A 16,289-nucleotide genomic window follows, 5' to 3' on the forward strand; every position below is an offset into this window, starting at 1 on the left:
GTCATAGTCTTATGCTAAACCATAAACAGGCCATAAATAAAGCTGATCATACAAGGGTTTGCGCTAGGAGCCTGCTAAGCGCCGTTGGCCGCGCGGTATAAATTGGCACAGCGCGTGCCGCTACGGCAATACGCCAGAACCGGCGCCGGCAACTCTTCCAACAGCTCGGCAAACCGCTGCACATCCTCGGCGGTCATGGCGCCGCTGACGACCGGCTGATACTCCACCTTTAAACCCGCCGCCTCGGCCGCCGCCATGACATCGGCCGAAGTCGGCTGGTCAGGGCCACCCTCATAGTCAGGCCGATTGATAATCACGCTTTTGAAGCCGGCCGCCGCAACCGCCGGCATATCCGCGGGGGCTAACTGAGGGGACACCGCAAATGAATCCGTAAGTGAATTAACGGCTACTGGCATGTTTTTCTCCTTGAGAACTATTTATACTAGCAATCTGCACCATAGCTGGCAAACCATTGCCTATATCCTAACTGATTCTCGACCGATTGATGAAAAACAGCTTGACCACCTCAGCTCACCTGCAAACCCCCACCCCCGGCGTTTCCGACCTCGCTTCACCGCCCATCGCAGGGTTGCAAATCCGCGATGCCACAGCAGAAGACATGATCGCGGTGCAAGCCATTTACGCCCCCCACGTATTGCACAGTTCAGCCACCTTTGAAGAAACGCCGCCCTCGGTGCAAGAAATGCAATTGCGCCGCGAGCGAGTCCTGGCTCAAGGCCTGCCCTATCTGGTCGCGCTCATCAATAAAGAAATAGTCGGCTACAGCTACGCCTCATCCTACCGGGCCCGCATCGCCTACCGCTTCACCCTGGAAGACTCCATCTACCTGGCCGACGGCCACGCAGGCAAAGGCCTGGGCAAAGCCTTGCTCGCCGCACTTCTCGCGCGCTGCGACCAAGGCCCCTGGCGGCAGATGATTGCCGTAATTGCCGGCACCAACAACCTGCAATCCATCGGCCTGCATCGAAGCCTGGGCTTCAAGCACGTAGGCACGCAACCGTCGACGGGATTCAAGTTCAATCAGTGGATCGACGTCGTATTCATGCAAAGAGCGCTCGGCCCCGGCGACACGACGCTACCCGACTTACAAGGTTCGTAGTTCGCGGCGACACCTGCCAATGGCACCCACAAGGGGTGCCGCTACAAAATGGCAGCCACAAGGGCTGCCGCTACATGATTCACGGATACGTATTTGTAGTGGCAGCCCTTGTGGCTGCCATAATCCGCAACAACCCAGCCGACATCTGCAAAATTAGGCCCGAGACTCCACTCAAGGAAATCGATCCCGAGAATCTACTCAAGGCGACGGCGACCCAGGCGGGCGGGCGAGCTTGAGTCCGCTGCGTCAAGCGCCTGGATTGGGGAGGCAAGGGGCGCACTGCTTGAGCGGGAGCTTGCGAATAGCCCGGGGGGCTATTCGCCCCGCGAGTTTGCGCACCGCCCCAAGCCAGGCGCTTGACGCAGGCAGTCCTGGCAACGCCAGGACCGGGCGAAGTGAGCCTGCCCGCCTGGGCCGCCGTCGCCGTTTCACGCAGAAATTCATGCGAGCAAAAAACAGCAATGCCACCCACAAGGGGTGGCGCTACATGATTCACGAGTACGTTTTTAAATCGCATGGCACCCACAAGAGGTGCCGCTACACCAAAGTCAAATTCCGTTCCACCATCCAGGCGCCCGCCTGATCGCTCGCCAGCACACGGTACTCCGCCACACGCTGCACCCCCAGGCCATCGTTCGACTCCGGGTGCAAGGCAGGATGACACATCAGCACATCACCCGCCCGGGCGTGCCCCAGCCACCGCAACAGCAAGTCTCGATACGCGTCCTCCCCACCCTGAAAATCATAAGCCCCCAAAAACCCGTCGTTCAACGAAAAACCATAGCCGCCGGCCAAACGGGCAAAGCAACGTGCTCCCAATAGCTCGATAACCTTGGCTTTCGCCTGCAACGCCACAGGCATCCCCGACCCAAGCCGCATACGGGTCGAACGCAGCCACGGGCGCCGTTGGGCATAACGCCGCTCCAATTCCGCCAGCAGCGTCTCGCGGATTTGCGGGAACTGGTGCACATGCTGATGCCCATCGACAAAATCCGGACCCTGCCCCAATATCTGCTCGAAACGATCAAGCTGGCGCACGATCTGCCCACGCAAAAGGCTTGTATCCAAACGGCGCAGCCAGGCTCGAACAATCAGCTGCGACACCGGGCGATACCAGCCCGGCTGCCCCAGGCTTTCAGTAAAATTCAGATGCAAGCCCATCTGCAGGCCGGAACTTTTCAACGCCGCCGCATCTGCCGCGAAAGCCCGGCCTTCGACCAGGCAGCTAGTGGCATTCAAGCGCCCCAACCGGGCCAAATGCAATACCGCCGCATCGATACTGGAATTCATGCCAAAATCATCGGCGCAGATAATTATTTTTTTGCTCTTTGCCTCAGCCACTGATAAAGCCCCCTGGAAAACAACACTATGCGAAAGATCATCCGGCAACTGGCCTGCTTTGTGGCCGTAGGCTGCACCGCGGCTGCGACCCATTGGCTGGTGGCCGTGCTGGCGGTGCGCGCCCTGGGTTATGCGCCGCTCGTCGCAAACCTTGTCGGATGGCTGGTGGCCTTTTGCGTGTCCTTTGCAGGCCACTTCCAATTTACCTTCAGGCACCAGCACGCCCCCATCGTCAAGGCGGCACGGCGTTTTTTCCTGGTGTCTGCGCTCGGTTTCAGCGTCAATGAACTGGCCTACGCCTGGCTGCTGCGGGTCACCACCATCCGCTACGACATTCTGCTCGCGCTGATTTTAGTCGCAATTGCCGTCATGACCTTTATTCTGGGCCGCTTTTGGGCGTTCCGGCACAAAAGCTAGGGGCCGGGCCCGGCGCCACGCGCCAAACACGCAATTTGCCATGCTGGGCGTACACCGCCAACCCCGCCACCCAGGGAAATTCACCGGCGGTTTCGTTATCGCCCAACAACCACCAGGCCTGGGGCCGAGCCGCACATAGCCTGGACATCAGGGTTTGCGGTTCGATCAGCGTGCGGGCCGCCGCCTCGGGCTCGAACAGGCTGGCGTCGTACAGTTCCTTGCGCCAGGTATCGTCGGTCTTCACAGACGGGTCGCTCCAGTTCGACACAACCCACGCGGACTGGCCGGTACGCAGGTAAAAATCCAGATCGTACCGATAGCGGCCCAGCATGACGATCCGGTCGGCGGGAGTAAATACCGTCGACATGGCGCGCGCCAGCGGCTTGGAGCTGGGTAGCGGCGCCACCACCAGCGCAATCACCGCGGCCAGGCAAATGGCCAGCGACACCGCCAAATACCACGTATAGGTTTTGAGCGCCCTGCCCGGATTCTCGCCCTGCAGGCGAGCGGCAAACGGTTCGGCCAGAAAAAAGGCCACAGGAATCAGCAGAGGCAAAACGTAGCCGACCAGCTTGGAGCTGGGCATCGAAAAGAAAATCAGCACCACCAAAAGCCACGATACCATCAGGCCGCGCAAGGCGCCGTGGGCAGGATTGGTCCAGTAGGCACGGCGCGCAATGCGCCATAACTGCACAGACCACGGCAAGGTCAGCGCCAGCACGACCGGCACGTAAAACCAGAACGGATGCGGGTTGTTGAAGCCCGATTCCAGAAAGCGCTTGAAGTGCTGATAAACAATGTAATAGTCAAAGAAACCCGGATAACGCCACTGCATGACGATCATCCAGGGCAGGGACACCGCCAGGAACACGCCTATGGCCGGCCAATAAAACAGGCGCCGCAGCAGATCGAAACGGCGCCGCCCCACCAGCCAGAAAAAGATGATCCCCCCGGGCAGCACAATGCCGATCAAGCCCTTGGATAGAAACCCCAGACCGGCGAACCCATAGGCCAGCGCCAGCATCCCGCGATAAGACTCGCCCCGCTCGGCACGAAACAGGGCTTGCGCGGCCAGGACAACGGTAGCGCTGATCATGGCCGCGACCGTCATGTCCAGATTCGCATATTGCGCGGCGCCGAACAGGAAAGGCTGCGTAGCCAGGATCAGCGCCGCAAAAATGGCCACCCGCTGACCTACCTGTTTTTTCAGAAACCAGAATGCCAGGCCCACTATAAAGGCGGCCGACAACACCGAACTCATGCGCGCCGCCCACTCGTTGACGCCGAACACCTGCATGGATAAGGCGGTAATCCAGTAAAACAAGGGCGGTTTATGAAAAAACGGCAACCCGTCCAGACGGGGCACCCACCAGTCGCCCAGCTTGAGCATGCTCCAGGCAACCCCAACGTAGCGGCCTTCGTCGGGCAGGATCAGCGACCTCGTCCAGGTCGTGGCCGCCAGCCAGGCCAGCGTTGCAGCCACCACCAGCCAGGTGGACCGCACATCGAGAATTCGCGACGCCAGACCGGAAAAACGCTTCATCACCGCCCTAGCCTCTGCCCTTTAACCGCTGAAGGCATCGGCACATCATCCAGGCCGGCCCCGACTCTCTGTCTAAGCAGGTAAACGGGGCGATTTTTGACCTCGCCGAAAATACGGGCCACATACTCGCCCAGGACTCCGATGGACAGCAGATTGACCCCAGCGAAAAACAATACGACGGTAATCAACGTGGTCCAGCCCTGAACCGGATCGCCATACAGCCAATGGTTGATCACGACATATAAACCGTAAGCAAACGAGACCACGGACAAGCTGGCGCCCGACACGCTCAATAGCCGCAGAGGCCAGGTGGTAAACGCCGTAATGCCGTCGATGGCAAAACGGAACAGCTTGATGGGCTTGAAGCGAGTTGTGCCGTGCAGACGTTCGGGCGGCGAATAATAAATAGGCTCGGCGCGAAACCCCACCCAGGCAAACAGGCCCTTCATGAACCGATTGCGCTCGGGCAGCATCAGCAGGGCATCCACCACCGCCCGGTCCATAAGACGAAAATCACCGGCATTTTCGGGCACTTGCGGGCCGCCGGAGGTGCGCATCATCTTATAAAAGAGCTTGGTCCCCAGCCGCTTGAAGACGGATTCATCGTCGCGCGTGGCGCGCACGGCATAGACCATTTCAACGCCCTCTTGCCAACGTTCCAGCATGGTGGATATCAGCGCCGGGGGATGCTGCAAATCGGCATCCATGCACACAACCACCTGGCCGCGTGCGGCCTCGAGCCCGGCGCTTAACGCCGCTTCCTTGCCGAAATTGCGCGATAGCTGCAGGTAAACCACCTGTGGATGCTCCTGCGCCCAGCCGGCCAGCGTGTGGGACGTTCCGTCACTGCTGCCATCGTCCACAACGATGATTTCAAAGGCAGGCGCCAGGGCTTTCAATGCTGCAATCAAGCCCGGCAAGAGAACCTTCAGGTTCGCTTCTTCGTTCAGGCACGGCACGACACAACTAATGGAGGATGGTGGAGGCATATTCTTTCATGACATCGGAGGCTGCTCGGGCAACATCGGCGCAACGGGATTCCTGAACGCACCGCTAAACGAGACAAGCACAAAACCGCGGCAAACCACGCGCGGGACATAGTTCGGGATTTATAGCACGCCCCGCCCGGCAGCAACAGCCGCCGCAGCCATACCCGCCCCCCGCCATTGTCACCGATTAACCTCGTTCCGGCAGAACTTTGCCTCTTCCGTTTGACGCAGGCAGGCCTTTTTATTAAGATACCTGCAATATATATCTTCAAAATAAACGGGCTGCCCATCATCGCCTGCCCATCGTCGGCAACGGCCAACCCAACCTCACCCGGAGTATCCCATGGCGCCCCGCGAACTGTGCACCGAAGAAGAAATCGTCACGCTGGTCTACGGTTTCTACGATCGGGTACGCGTTGACGGCCTGCTCGGCCCTGTATTCAATAAACACGTCGAAGACTGGGATACGCATCTGGCCAAGATGGTGCGCTTCTGGTCATCGCTGCTGCTGGGCGCGGGCACCTATCGCGGCTCCCCCATGCCCACCCACATCGCCCTGCCGGGGCTGAACGCCACCTTGTTTCAGCAATGGCTCGCCCTGTTTCACCAAACCACTGAAGAATTGCCCAACCGGCTCTTGGCCCAACGCGCAGAAGAGTACGCCCAGCGTATTGCACGCAGCCTCTGGTACGGATACCAGCTCAATAATGAGCCGGACCGCGCTCCCCTGGAGATTGTTAATGGCTAGTCAAATTTTGCACATCGAAGAACAGGCCGCCCCCGCGCGCCGCCCCAGCCCGCAACTGGGCGCTTTCTTCGGCCTCGGATTCCGCCCGCTTTACATTGCAGGGTGCGGCTGGGCGCTGATTTCAATCGCCATCTGGATTTTCGCCCCATCGCTGATCGGCCATCCCATGACAGGCCTTGCCTGGCACGCCCACGAAATGCTGTGGGGCTTTATCGCCACCATCGCGGCCGGCTTCCTGCTTACCGCCAGTGCCACCTGGACGGGCTTTAACCCACTTAAAGGGTCTGCCTTGGCGCTGATATGCGCACTATGGATTGTGGCGCGCCTGGGCTACCTATTCGGCGGTGACATCGGCTTTCGGGTGGCCTGCGTGTGCGAATCGGCCTTTTTCCTGATCTGCGCCGTCGCCCTGATGCGCGTCGTGCTTAAAGCCAAAAGCAAGCGTAACTATGGAATTCCATGGCTGATGCTGGGGTTGGGAGTCGCCAACGCCCTGTATCTGCAGGCGGTGCTCCGCGGCGACTATGTGCTGCTGATGCAACGCTTCAATCTGGGGCTGATCTGCATGGCGGTGATTGCCCTGTTGATCGCCCGCCGAGTCATTCCTTTTTTTGCAATGCGCACTATACAAGGGCTCAAGATCCCGATGCTGACGCGCAGCGGCCACTGGCAGCTGGGCCTCGCCTTGCTGGCCATCGTTTGCGGCGTGGCCGGGTTTGAGCGTTCGATGGCGCTGGCGCTGGCCATTGTGGGCGCAATCAGCCTGTTCCAGCTCTTTTCGTGGAAGCCGCTGGCAGCGCGATCCGCCCCCCTGATCTGGATACTTTATATCGGCTACGCGGCGCTGGGCCTGGGCCTGATCGTGGCAGCCTGCTACTTGAGCGGCCTGGAAACGGGCGTGCTCGCCCGGCCCGCCACCCACGTTCACCTGATTGCGCTGGGCGGATTCTCGGTACTGATCATCGGCATGGTGACACGCACGGCGCTTGGCCATTTGGGCCGCCCATTGGCGCTCGATGGCAGCATGCGCACCAGTTACGTGCTGGTGCTGGCGGCGGTCGTCCTGCGCCTGGCGGCCTTGTGGCCGGGCGTGGCCAGCGTCTGGCTGCTACAGGCGGCCGCGCTCTGCTGGGTTGCCGCCTTCGCCCTGTATCTGTGGCGTTTTACGCCCATGCTCATCCGTCCCAGGACACACTGATGCGACTCACCACCCTGACCGACTACTCCATGCGCCTGCTGATGTACCTGGGCCGGCACCCGGAGCGACTCTGCACGATCTCGGAAATTGCCCGCGCCTACGACATTTCCGAGCCGCATCTAATGAAAATCACCCATCGCCTCGGCCAACATGGCTGGATCGAAACTGTGCGGGGCAGGAACGGCGGCATGCGCCTGGCGTACGAGCCCGCCGAAATCAATTTGGGAGAGGTGCTGCGCGACACCGAAAACGATCTCGACCTGGTCGAATGCCTGGGGTCGGGCAATACCTGTTCGCTAAGCGGGCGTTGCCGCCTGACCGCCATTATCGACGGCGCATTGCAACAATTCCTGCAGCACCTTCACCGCTACACCCTGGCCGACATCCTGCCCGAAGAAGACCGCGAAGTCTTCAGGCAACAGGCTAATCAAAGAAGATTGCAACTGGTCCGGACGGAACACCCGCAAAGGATGGAAAAAAGCCGGTAGTGTGCCGGGGGATGATTACCCACGCGCCTGGTTCACCCACAACGCCACCGAATCCCAGGCGCGGCCCAGGAAACCGGCCTGGTCTACGCCATCGAGCGTCACAAGCGGCAGCTTCAGCGATTTTCCGTCGATCTTCGCGTGCAGCGTTGCGACGGGCTCATGCAGCTCCAGAGGCGCAATCAATGGTCCCGGGGTGCTGACGGTGGGCACGCTGCCGATCTTGGCCGAGCGCGGCAAGGTCAGGAATACATCATGGTCAAACCCCAGTTTTACCTGATTTTGCCGGCCTTTCCAGACCCGCGACGTAGTAACCACCTGCCCCTTGCTATAAAGCCTTACCGTCTCGAAGTTCTGAAAGCCCCAGTTCAACAAGGTCAGGCTTTCCTGAGTGCGCGCCTGGTTGCTGGCCGCGCCCAGCACAACCGAAATCAGGCGCCGCTGGACGCCACCCTCGGGCCGCAACGCCGAGCCGATCAGACAATAGCCGGCCGACTCCGTATGGCCAGTCTTCAGGCCATCGACCGAGGGATCCAGCCACAACAGGCGATTACGATTGATTTGCGTGATCTTGTTGTAGGTAAACTGGCGAGTCGTATCGTAGCCCTTGTACAGGGTAGGGAAATCCTGGATCAGATGCCGCGCCAACACCGACAGGTCGCGCGCACTGGAATAGGTGCCCGGGTTGGGCAGCCCGTTGGGATTGGCGAAATGAGTGGCGTGCAAACCCATCGCCTGCGCCTCCCGATTCATCTGTACGACAAACCCTTCGACATTGCCCGAGGTCGCTTCGGCCAGCGCGACGGCCGCGTCGTTGCCTGACTGCACCAGCAAGCCGTTGAGCAACTGGTCCACAGTGACCTTCGTGCCCGGCATCAAAAACATTTTGGAGCTGCCCGGGGCCACGCTCCAGGCGCGTTTGGACACCGTCACGGTCTGCTGCTTGGACAGCCGGTGATCTTTGATGGCCTTGAAAACCAGATAGGCCGTCATGATCTTGGTCAGCGACGCCGGCTCGATACGCACATCGGCATTTTGCTCGGCGATCACCTGGCCGCTGGTCGCATCCAGCAACAGCCACGCTTTGGCGGCCAGCGCCGGGGCCGGCACGGCCTGCGCCCACGCGCCCGAGACGCAACCCAGCGCAATCCATAAACCCAATATCAATGTCTTCATGAGCATATCCAAAATACCCCAGTGTCAACGCAGGGAACAAATAGTATTCCGTTTCCAAGTCAAAATGGAATCAAACGCTTGCTTTCTCTTTCCTGACTCGCCTCGCCTTGGAACGGCGCCAGCGGAAATAAGCGGTGCGTTCATCTTCTTCGGTCAGTCTCAGAGCCCGCACGCGCATCAAATCCTTGCGCGCAATCAAGCCCAACAGCCGGCCGTCGACCCGATCGACAATAGGAATACGGCCCACACCCGACAAAGCCATGCGATCGGCAACCCGGCCCACCATTTCATCGGGGTGGCCGAGCATGAGGTCTTGATCCTGCAGCATCTCCAGCAAGGTACTCTCGCAGTGGCTTTTGTCCAGCGACCAGGCCAGGCTATCGGCCCGGGTCACCTGGCCGACCACCTGCCGGGTTTCGTCGAGTACCGGATAGCTGGCATGGCGGTAGTCTGTCGTGGTAAAAAACGTAATGGCATCGGCTACGGTCATGCTGGCCGGCAAGGTATCGACCTCGACGGTCATAATGCTATCGGCACGCACCAGATCGAACTCATCGACATGGTATTCGCGTGTAATGTGTACGCCGTGACGCGCGATTTTTTCGGTCAGGATGGAGCGCCGCAGCAGCAGTACGGTGAACCCGTAAGCAAACAGGCAGGCTGTGAGCACCGGCAGCAAAATCTGAAAATTGCCCGTCAGCTCCATGGCAAACATGGACGAGGTCAGCGGCGCGCGCATAGTGCCGCCCATCATGGCCGCCATTCCCAGCAAGGCCCAGAAACCAGGGTCCGCAGGAGGCAGCCAGGGCGCCACCAGGGCGCCGATCGCGCCGCCGAAAATCAGCAACGGGGCCAGTACGCCGCCCGATGTGCCCGAACCCAGCGCCACCGACCAGATAATGACCTTGACCACCAGCAGCATCGCCACCGCTTGCAGCGTCAGGCTATTGGCCAGCAAATGGGTAATGTTGATGTAGCCCACGCCCAACGCGTCGGGCTCGATGAGGCCGCCCGCACCCACGATCAGGCCGCCCAGGGCCGGCCACCACATCCAATGAATGGGCAGCTTTTCGAAAAAATCCTCGACGGCGTAAACGAAAGCGGTCAACAGCCCCGACCCCACTCCGGCGATAATTCCCATAAACGCCCACGCCAGCACATGCGGCACCGACACCGTGACGCCCCCGGCATAGGGAAATATGGGCGCTGCCGTCATGATCAGAGGGCGCACGGCCGCAGCCACAATCGACGCAATGGCGACCGGCAGGAAACTGCGCGGCTTCCACTCAAACAGTAAAAGCTCCACAGCCAGCAAAATAGCGGCTATAGGAGTGCCGAATATGGCCGTCATGCCGGCCGCGGCGCCGGCCACCAGCAGGGTCTTGCGCTCGCTCGATGTCATGTGTATGAGCTGGGCCAGCAGCGACCCGATGGCCCCACCCGTCATGATGATCGGGCCCTCGGCCCCGAACGGGCCGCCCGTCCCGATCGAAATGGCCGATGACAAGGGCTTGAGTACGGCCACCTTGGGTTGTATGCGGCTCTTGCCGATCAGGATGGCTTCGATCGCCTCCGGTATGCCATGGCCGCGAATTTTTTCAGATCCGTAACGGGCCATGAAACCGATGATCAGACAGCCCACGAAAGGCACAAACATGACATACCAGCCAAACGGCGTACCCGACGGGGGCAGGTTCTCGACTGTAAAACGGCCGTAGTACGCAACGTTGGAGCACAGAGCGATCAGCTTGAGCAGCACCCAGGCCGATCCCACGCCGAGCACCCCCACGACAACCGCCATTCCCATCAAAAGCAGCACGCGCTTATCGGTAGTGAAATCACCCAGGCGCGGCGCCGGCACGGCACCCCGGGGCAAAGCTTTAGGGGAAGACATTAAAAGAAGGCCCTGCGGATAAGCAAAAAATAAAGGAATGGATGACCCGCTGCACACCCGCGATACGGGCTGCGGAAACTCGCATACGCCGTATCGGTAAACGAGTCTGGTCGCCTGAAAATAGGCATTTATATCGTATCACGATATAAATGCCTATTTCAAACCTTATGGACGACTTCGTTCTGGAGAACCCCTATCTGTCGCAATCGTACGACGGCCAAGTCGCGTCAATCGTCGAAACGATCCAGCAAACTCACCAAAAGAGGCCGAATTGCGCGCAGCTCTTCCAGATGAGCGGCCGACAGCCCGGCCAGTTTTTGCTCGGCCAGCGGGGTCAGCGATACCCGCACGCGACGCCGGTCGGTAGGGTCCGGCAGACGTGAAACCAGCCCCATGCGCACCAGGCGGCCGACCAGTTCTACCGCGCTGTGGTGACGTATCATCAGGCGTTCGGCCAACTCACCCACGCTCGGAGACCGAGCCAGGCCTTTAATCGCCAGCAAGGCTTGGTGCTGTTGCGTGGCCAGGCCTTCGGTGACGGCGACCGCTTCGCTAAATACAATAAAACGGCGCAAGGCGTGCCGAAACGACGCCAACGTTTCATAGTCGGCGTCGCTGAGCTGGCGCGTGGTGTTTTTGGGCAAGGGAGAGGAAGTAGTCACGCGCCCATTCTAAATCACACCAGATCGCAACGCACGGTAATGGGGTGGCTGCGCAAAACCGACATCACGGTATCGTCGACGGTGCCTTCCACATCGGAGATCACATAGCCGATCTGGCCGCGGGTCTGCAGTTGCTGGCTGACAATGTTCAAACCATGCTCGGCCATCAGATTGCTCAGCGTACCCAGCGCGCCCGGCAGATTGCGGTGCACATGCAAAATACGCGCCGAGCCGGCGGCCTCCTGATAGGGAATCTCGGGGAAATTGACAGCCCCTTTCGACGTGCCGCTCCGCAAATAGCGCACCAGTTTTTCCGCCACTTCGCGGCCGATGTTTTCCTGCGATTCCTGCGTGCTGCCGCCTATATGAGGCGTCAGGATCACGTTGCGCATGCCGATGAGGGGGCTGGCCAGCGGCTCATCCACGTTTTTGGGCTCAGTGGGGAAAACATCCAGCGCCGCGCCCGACAAATGCCCGCTATTCAGGGCGGCATGCAGCGCATCGATATCAACCACCGTGCCGCGCGACGCGTTGATCAGAATTGCGCCCGGCTTCATGGCGGCCAAGGTTGCGGCATCCATAATATTCTTTGTGCCGCGCCCACCCGGCACATGCAGGGTCACCACGTCGGATTGCGCCAGCAGCGCCTCGAGCGAGGTGCAGGCGCGCGCGTTGCCCAGCGGCAGCTTGGCCTCGATATCGTGAAAAACCACTCGCATGCCGCAGGTCTCGGCCAGCGTCCCCACCTGCGAACCGATATTGCCGTAGCCAATCACCCCCAGCGTTTTGCCGCGCGCCTCGAACGCGCCCGTGGCGGATTTGTCCCAGTGCCCCTGATGCACGCGAGCATTCTTCTCAGGAATGCGGCGTAGCAGCAAAATAGCCTCGGCCAGCACCAATTCGGCCACCGAACGCGTATTCGAAAACGGCGCATTGAAAACCGGCACGCCACGCAACATGGTCGTTTCGAGGTCGACCTGGTTGGTGCCTATGCAAAAACAGCCCACCGCACGCAAATCGGACAAGTCCGACAGCAAAGCGGCATCAAGATGCGTGCGCGAGCGTATCCCCGCCACCTGCGCGCCCCGCAGGGCTTCGCGCAAGGACTCGGGCGGCAATGCCGAGGCATGCGCCACAATATCGTTAAAGCCAGCCTCCGCGAAGACTTCCCGGGCGCTAGGGTGGATATTTTCGAACAAAACAATTCGGGTCATGAAGATTCCAAGCAAACAACAAACGATTATTGTGCTGCAACAATTAAGTATAAACACCTACATCCATGCTGGGACAAGGGTTAAAGCGCCCAAACTTTCTTGACCGGCTATGAGCGACTGCGCATACTACGGCGATGGAAAGTACCGTGAAAACCCGCTGCTGCATTGTGGGCGGGGGTCCCGCCGGGATAATGCTTGGCTTGTTGCTGGCGCGTGCCAACGTCGCTACTGTGGTCCTGGAAAAACACGCCGACTTCCTGCGCGACTTCCGCGGCGACACGGTGCATCCATCCACCCTCGAAATCCTCACCGAGCTGGGCCTTAAACAACGCTTCGACGCATTGCCGCAACGCCGCATCAACGAAATCGAAGGCTGGTTCGCCGACGGCGCACATGTCATGGGCGATTTCCGCGGCCTGAAACCATTCCCCTATATGTCGCTGGTACCGCAATGGGATTTGCTTAATATGCTGGCCGAGGAGGCGCAGCGCCATCCCAATTTTACCTTGCACATGAACACCGAGGCCACCGGCCTTCTGTATCACGATAATCGTGTCGCCGCAGTGACCGCAACAACACCCGAAGGCGTCCTTCATGTGCATGCCGACCTGGTCATCGGCTGCGACGGCCGCCAGTCGTGCTTGCGCGACGCCGCCGCGCTACAGCCTCAAAACCTGGGAGCACCCATGGACGTGCTCTGGTTCCGCCTGCCCCGACATCCCGACGACCCCGCCGGCACCTACGGAGTCCCGGGAAAAGGCAATTTTCTGGTTTTGCTCAACCGCAACGATTACTGGCAAGCCGCCTGCGTCATCGCCAAAGGCGGCTCGGCCAGGCTGCGCGCCGACCCCATCGCCGATTTCCGCGCCCGCATTGCACGGCGGGTCCCGTTCCTGGCCGACCGGATCGATACCTTGGCATCATGGGATGAAGTCAAGCTATTGGAAGTTCGCGTCGACCGGCTGCCGCAATGGCATCGCCCCGGCCTGCTGCTGATCGGGGACGCCGCGCACGCCATGTCGCCCATAGGAGGCGTGGGCATCAACCTGGCCATACAGGATGCGGTGGCTGCCGCCAATATCCTGGCGCCGGCGCTTCTCGCGCCCGGCCTGCCCAACGACGCAACGCTCGCCGCCGTACAGCAACGGCGCCTGCTGCCCACCAAAATCATTCAGGCTATACAAGTACTGTTACAGCGCCGGATCATCGCGCCGGCACTTGCCTCCCAGGATGACGGCAAGCCAATGAGATTGTCGGGCGTCGTCCGCTTTTTCCTGCGCTCCCGCTTGATCCGCTCCATCCCTGCGCGGGTATTTGGAAAAGGCTTTCGCCGCGAACATGTTCGATCGCCGCAGCCGCCGGCATCGTAAGCCCAACGGCCGTGTTCAGACCTGTCTCATGTACAAGCTGGGCGCAAACCCCATGGATTTCTTGAACATGGTGGAAAACGACGAAGGGCTTTCATAACCCATGTCCAGGGCAATAGCCGTCACGCTCTGTCCGAGCGACAAGCGAGACAGGGCCACAAAAACACAGGCCTGCTGGCGCCAGCTCATGAATGTCATGCCGGTGCTGGCCAAGAACCGACGATAAAACGTGCGCTCGCTGACATGCAGCCGCCGAGCCCACTCTTGCGGCGTGGCCGTCTGGACGGGCGCCTTGTAAAAAGCCTGGCACAGCCTGGCCAGCTGCGGGTCCTTCGGCATGGGCAGATGCAAAGGCACAACGGGCTGGATGCACGCCTCTTGCAACAACATTTTCATCAATAAGCCATCACGCAGGTCCGGTTCATAAAGCAGCGGCACCTTGATGGCTTCGCGAATCAATTCCTTCAAGAACGGCGGCACCTCGATAACCTGGCATTTCTGCGGCGGATTGGCCAAGGCCGCGCTCCTGAAATACAGGCTGTGCGTGACCACATTGGTCATGGTCAATTGATGAGGTACACCCGCGGGAATCCAGACCGCAAAGCCTGGGGGAACAATCCAGGTCCCGAATTTCGTGTCCAACTGCATGGTGCCGGTAGCGCCGTAAAGCAGCTGTACGCGCCGATGCGAATGCGTATCGACGATCTGTCCATTGGGGTACACGGACTCCAGCGCAATCACATCGCGGTCCGTGTCTTCCACCGTGTCTATGTGTCTGGGCATTTCGTATGGCTGAAATTCAATGATGTTTGTCTTAGATTATAAAGACAGTCAGCCCAGTCTTGCTTATAGTCTAAAAATCAACGGGCATTCTTCGCTGGCCTGACTCCACGGAATCCAAAAAATGAATCAAGCAACGGCGCAAGTCGCGCCCACTCCACCCGGAGTGGCTTATGGCGTGCTGGGCGCGATCAGCGTATCGCACCTGTTGAACGACATGATGCAGTCGGTGTTGCTGGCGCTCTACCCGGTATTCCAGAGCCACTTCAACTTAAGCTTTGCCCAGGTGGGCGTCATTACCCTGGCGTTTCAATTTTCCTCGTCGCTGCTGCAGCCCCTGATCGGTTTTTTCACCGATAAGCGCCCTCTGCCGTTTTCCTTGCCCATGGGAATGGGGTTTACCTTCGCAGGACTGATTCTGTTGTCCCAGTCATGGAACTTTCCCAGCACCGTGGCCGCCGCCATGCTGATCGGCATGGGCTCGTCGGTGTTCCATCCCGAATCGTCACGCGTGGCGCGCATGGCGTCGGCGGGCCACCATGGCCTGGCCCAATCCATCTTCCAAGTGGGCGGCAATATCGGCTCATCCATCGGGCCCCTGCTGGCGGCGCTGATCATCGTACCGTTCGGACAAGGCAGCGTGGCCTGGGTGTCGCTGGCGGCCCTGCTCGCCATGCTTATTTTGTACCGCGTCGGCCGCTGGTATTCGACAAACCTGACCGGCACGCGCGGGCGCACCAGCCTGGGCAAGACAGACACCGGCCTGACGCGCAAGCAGGTTATCGGCGCCCTGTCTGTTTTGATGCTGCTGGTGTTTTCAAAATTCTTTTATCTCTCCGGCCTGAACAGCTACTTCACCTTTTACCTGATGCACCATTTCGGCGTCTCGATTCAGTTTTCCCAGTATTGCCTGTTCGTCTTCCTGGTAGGCGTAGCCATCGGCACCATTACGGGCGGCCCGATAGGCGATCGCATCGGCCGCAAGCGGATCATCTGGGGTTCCATCCTGGGCGCGGCTCCCTTTACCCTGCTCCTGCCTTTTGTCAGCCTGTTCTGGACCGTCGTGCTGGTTTTCATCATCGGCGTCGTCATCGCCTCGGCATTCCCCGCTATCGTGGTTTATGCGCAAGAACTGGTGCCAGGCAAAATCGGCACCATTTCCGGCCTGTTTTTCGGCTTCGCCTTTGGCATGGCCGGCATAGGCGCCGCTGTGCTGGGCATGCTTGCCGACGCAACCAGCATCGAATTCGTCTACCACGTCTGCGCCTACCTGCCCCTGATCGGAATTGCCGCCTTCTGGCTGCCCAATATGAATCGCAATAACAAGAAGCGCGCAGGCGCGGTTTAGCGGCAAC

Annotated in this window: 16 protein-coding genes; 7 read left to right on the forward strand and 9 right to left on the reverse strand. The window is 59.9% G+C overall.

Features of this window, described 5'->3' with window-relative positions; genetic code table 11:
• Positions 1-74: 74 nt before the first annotated feature.
• Positions 75-416, reverse strand: coding sequence for a protein tyrosine phosphatase family protein (locus EDC26_RS00500; RefSeq protein WP_132579317.1), 342 nt, complete (start codon positions 414-416; stop codon positions 75-77).
• 101 nt (positions 417-517) lie between these two features.
• On the opposite strand from EDC26_RS00500, the gene EDC26_RS00505 reads away from it, so the two are divergent.
• On the forward strand, positions 518-1,120 hold the full coding sequence (locus EDC26_RS00505; protein ID WP_425012109.1) for a GNAT family N-acetyltransferase: 603 nt from the start codon (positions 518-520) through the stop codon (positions 1,118-1,120).
• A 537-nt stretch (positions 1,121-1,657) separates the two neighbouring features.
• Here EDC26_RS00505 and EDC26_RS00510 read toward each other — a convergent pair.
• Positions 1,658-2,554 carry a ChbG/HpnK family deacetylase gene (locus tag EDC26_RS00510; protein ID WP_132579319.1) on the reverse strand — a complete coding sequence of 299 codons (897 nt, stop codon included), beginning with the start codon at positions 2,552-2,554 and terminating at the stop codon, positions 1,658-1,660.
• On the opposite strand from EDC26_RS00510, the gene EDC26_RS00515 reads away from it, so the two are divergent.
• On the forward strand, positions 2,489-2,878 hold the full coding sequence (locus EDC26_RS00515) for a GtrA family protein (RefSeq protein ID WP_132579320.1): 390 nt from the start codon (positions 2,489-2,491) through the stop codon (positions 2,876-2,878). The genes EDC26_RS00510 and EDC26_RS00515 overlap by 66 nt on opposite strands.
• On the opposite strand, the gene EDC26_RS00520 is transcribed toward EDC26_RS00515, so the two are convergent.
• Positions 2,838-4,421, reverse strand: coding sequence for a glycosyltransferase family 39 protein (locus EDC26_RS00520; RefSeq protein WP_132579321.1), 1,584 nt, complete (start codon positions 4,419-4,421; stop codon positions 2,838-2,840). The genes EDC26_RS00515 and EDC26_RS00520 overlap by 41 nt on opposite strands.
• Complete coding sequence (locus tag EDC26_RS00525) at positions 4,421-5,410, reverse strand: glycosyltransferase family 2 protein (RefSeq protein ID WP_132579322.1); 990 nt, start codon at positions 5,408-5,410, stop codon at positions 4,421-4,423. Before EDC26_RS00525 ends, EDC26_RS00520 begins: the two co-directional genes overlap by 1 nt.
• A gap of 343 nt (positions 5,411-5,753) precedes the next feature.
• Here EDC26_RS00525 and EDC26_RS00530 point away from each other — a divergent pair, with 343 nt between their 5' ends.
• The 3 genes from EDC26_RS00530 to EDC26_RS00540 are packed head-to-tail and all read left to right on the forward strand — an operon-like array spanning position 5,754 to position 7,844.
• The gene (locus EDC26_RS00530; protein ID WP_132579323.1) at positions 5,754-6,158 is read left to right on the forward strand and encodes a group III truncated hemoglobin; all 405 of its coding nucleotides are present in this window, start codon (positions 5,754-5,756) and stop codon (positions 6,156-6,158) included.
• The gene (locus EDC26_RS00535) at positions 6,151-7,356 is read left to right on the forward strand and encodes an NnrS family protein (RefSeq protein WP_132579324.1); all 1,206 of its coding nucleotides are present in this window, start codon (positions 6,151-6,153) and stop codon (positions 7,354-7,356) included. Before EDC26_RS00530 ends, EDC26_RS00535 begins: the two co-directional genes overlap by 8 nt.
• Positions 7,356-7,844 (forward strand): RrF2 family transcriptional regulator, encoded by a 489-nt coding sequence (locus EDC26_RS00540; RefSeq protein ID WP_132579325.1) that lies wholly within the window; start codon positions 7,356-7,358, stop codon positions 7,842-7,844. Before EDC26_RS00535 ends, EDC26_RS00540 begins: the two co-directional genes overlap by 1 nt.
• Positions 7,845-7,859: 15 nt before the next feature.
• On the opposite strand, the gene EDC26_RS00545 is transcribed toward EDC26_RS00540, so the two are convergent.
• The 4 genes from EDC26_RS00545 to serA form a co-directional block, all read right to left on the reverse strand.
• Positions 7,860-9,017, reverse strand: a complete 1,158-nt coding sequence (locus EDC26_RS00545) for a D-alanyl-D-alanine carboxypeptidase family protein (RefSeq protein ID WP_132579326.1) — start codon at positions 9,015-9,017, stop codon at positions 7,860-7,862.
• 70 nt (positions 9,018-9,087) lie between these two features.
• Entirely contained in the window at positions 9,088-10,911 is a 1,824-nt protein-coding gene (locus tag EDC26_RS00550; protein WP_132579327.1) for a chloride channel protein, read from the reverse strand.
• 227 nt (positions 10,912-11,138) lie between these two features.
• Positions 11,139-11,573 carry a MarR family winged helix-turn-helix transcriptional regulator gene (locus EDC26_RS00555; RefSeq protein WP_165930860.1) on the reverse strand — a complete coding sequence of 145 codons (435 nt, stop codon included), beginning with the start codon at positions 11,571-11,573 and terminating at the stop codon, positions 11,139-11,141.
• 14 nt (positions 11,574-11,587) lie between these two features.
• Positions 11,588-12,787 (reverse strand): phosphoglycerate dehydrogenase, encoded by a 1,200-nt coding sequence (gene serA, locus EDC26_RS00560; protein WP_132579328.1) that lies wholly within the window; start codon positions 12,785-12,787, stop codon positions 11,588-11,590.
• 146 nt (positions 12,788-12,933) lie between these two features.
• Here serA and EDC26_RS00565 point away from each other — a divergent pair, with 146 nt between their 5' ends.
• On the forward strand, positions 12,934-14,157 hold the full coding sequence (locus EDC26_RS00565) for an FAD-dependent oxidoreductase (protein WP_243700731.1): 1,224 nt from the start codon (positions 12,934-12,936) through the stop codon (positions 14,155-14,157).
• Between the two features lie 15 nt (positions 14,158-14,172).
• Here the strand turns inward: EDC26_RS00565 and EDC26_RS00570 are convergent, their stop codons facing one another.
• Positions 14,173-14,937 carry an AraC family transcriptional regulator gene (locus tag EDC26_RS00570; RefSeq protein WP_132579330.1) on the reverse strand — a complete coding sequence of 255 codons (765 nt, stop codon included), beginning with the start codon at positions 14,935-14,937 and terminating at the stop codon, positions 14,173-14,175.
• Between the two features lie 121 nt (positions 14,938-15,058).
• On the opposite strand from EDC26_RS00570, the gene EDC26_RS00575 reads away from it, so the two are divergent.
• The gene (locus tag EDC26_RS00575; protein ID WP_132579331.1) at positions 15,059-16,282 is read left to right on the forward strand and encodes an MFS transporter; all 1,224 of its coding nucleotides are present in this window, start codon (positions 15,059-15,061) and stop codon (positions 16,280-16,282) included.
• Positions 16,283-16,289: the final 7 nt, after the last annotated feature.

The sequence above is a fragment of the Paralcaligenes ureilyticus genome (genome assembly GCF_004346225.1).
GTDB classification, from domain to species: domain Bacteria; phylum Pseudomonadota; class Gammaproteobacteria; order Burkholderiales; family Burkholderiaceae_B; genus Paralcaligenes; species Paralcaligenes ureilyticus.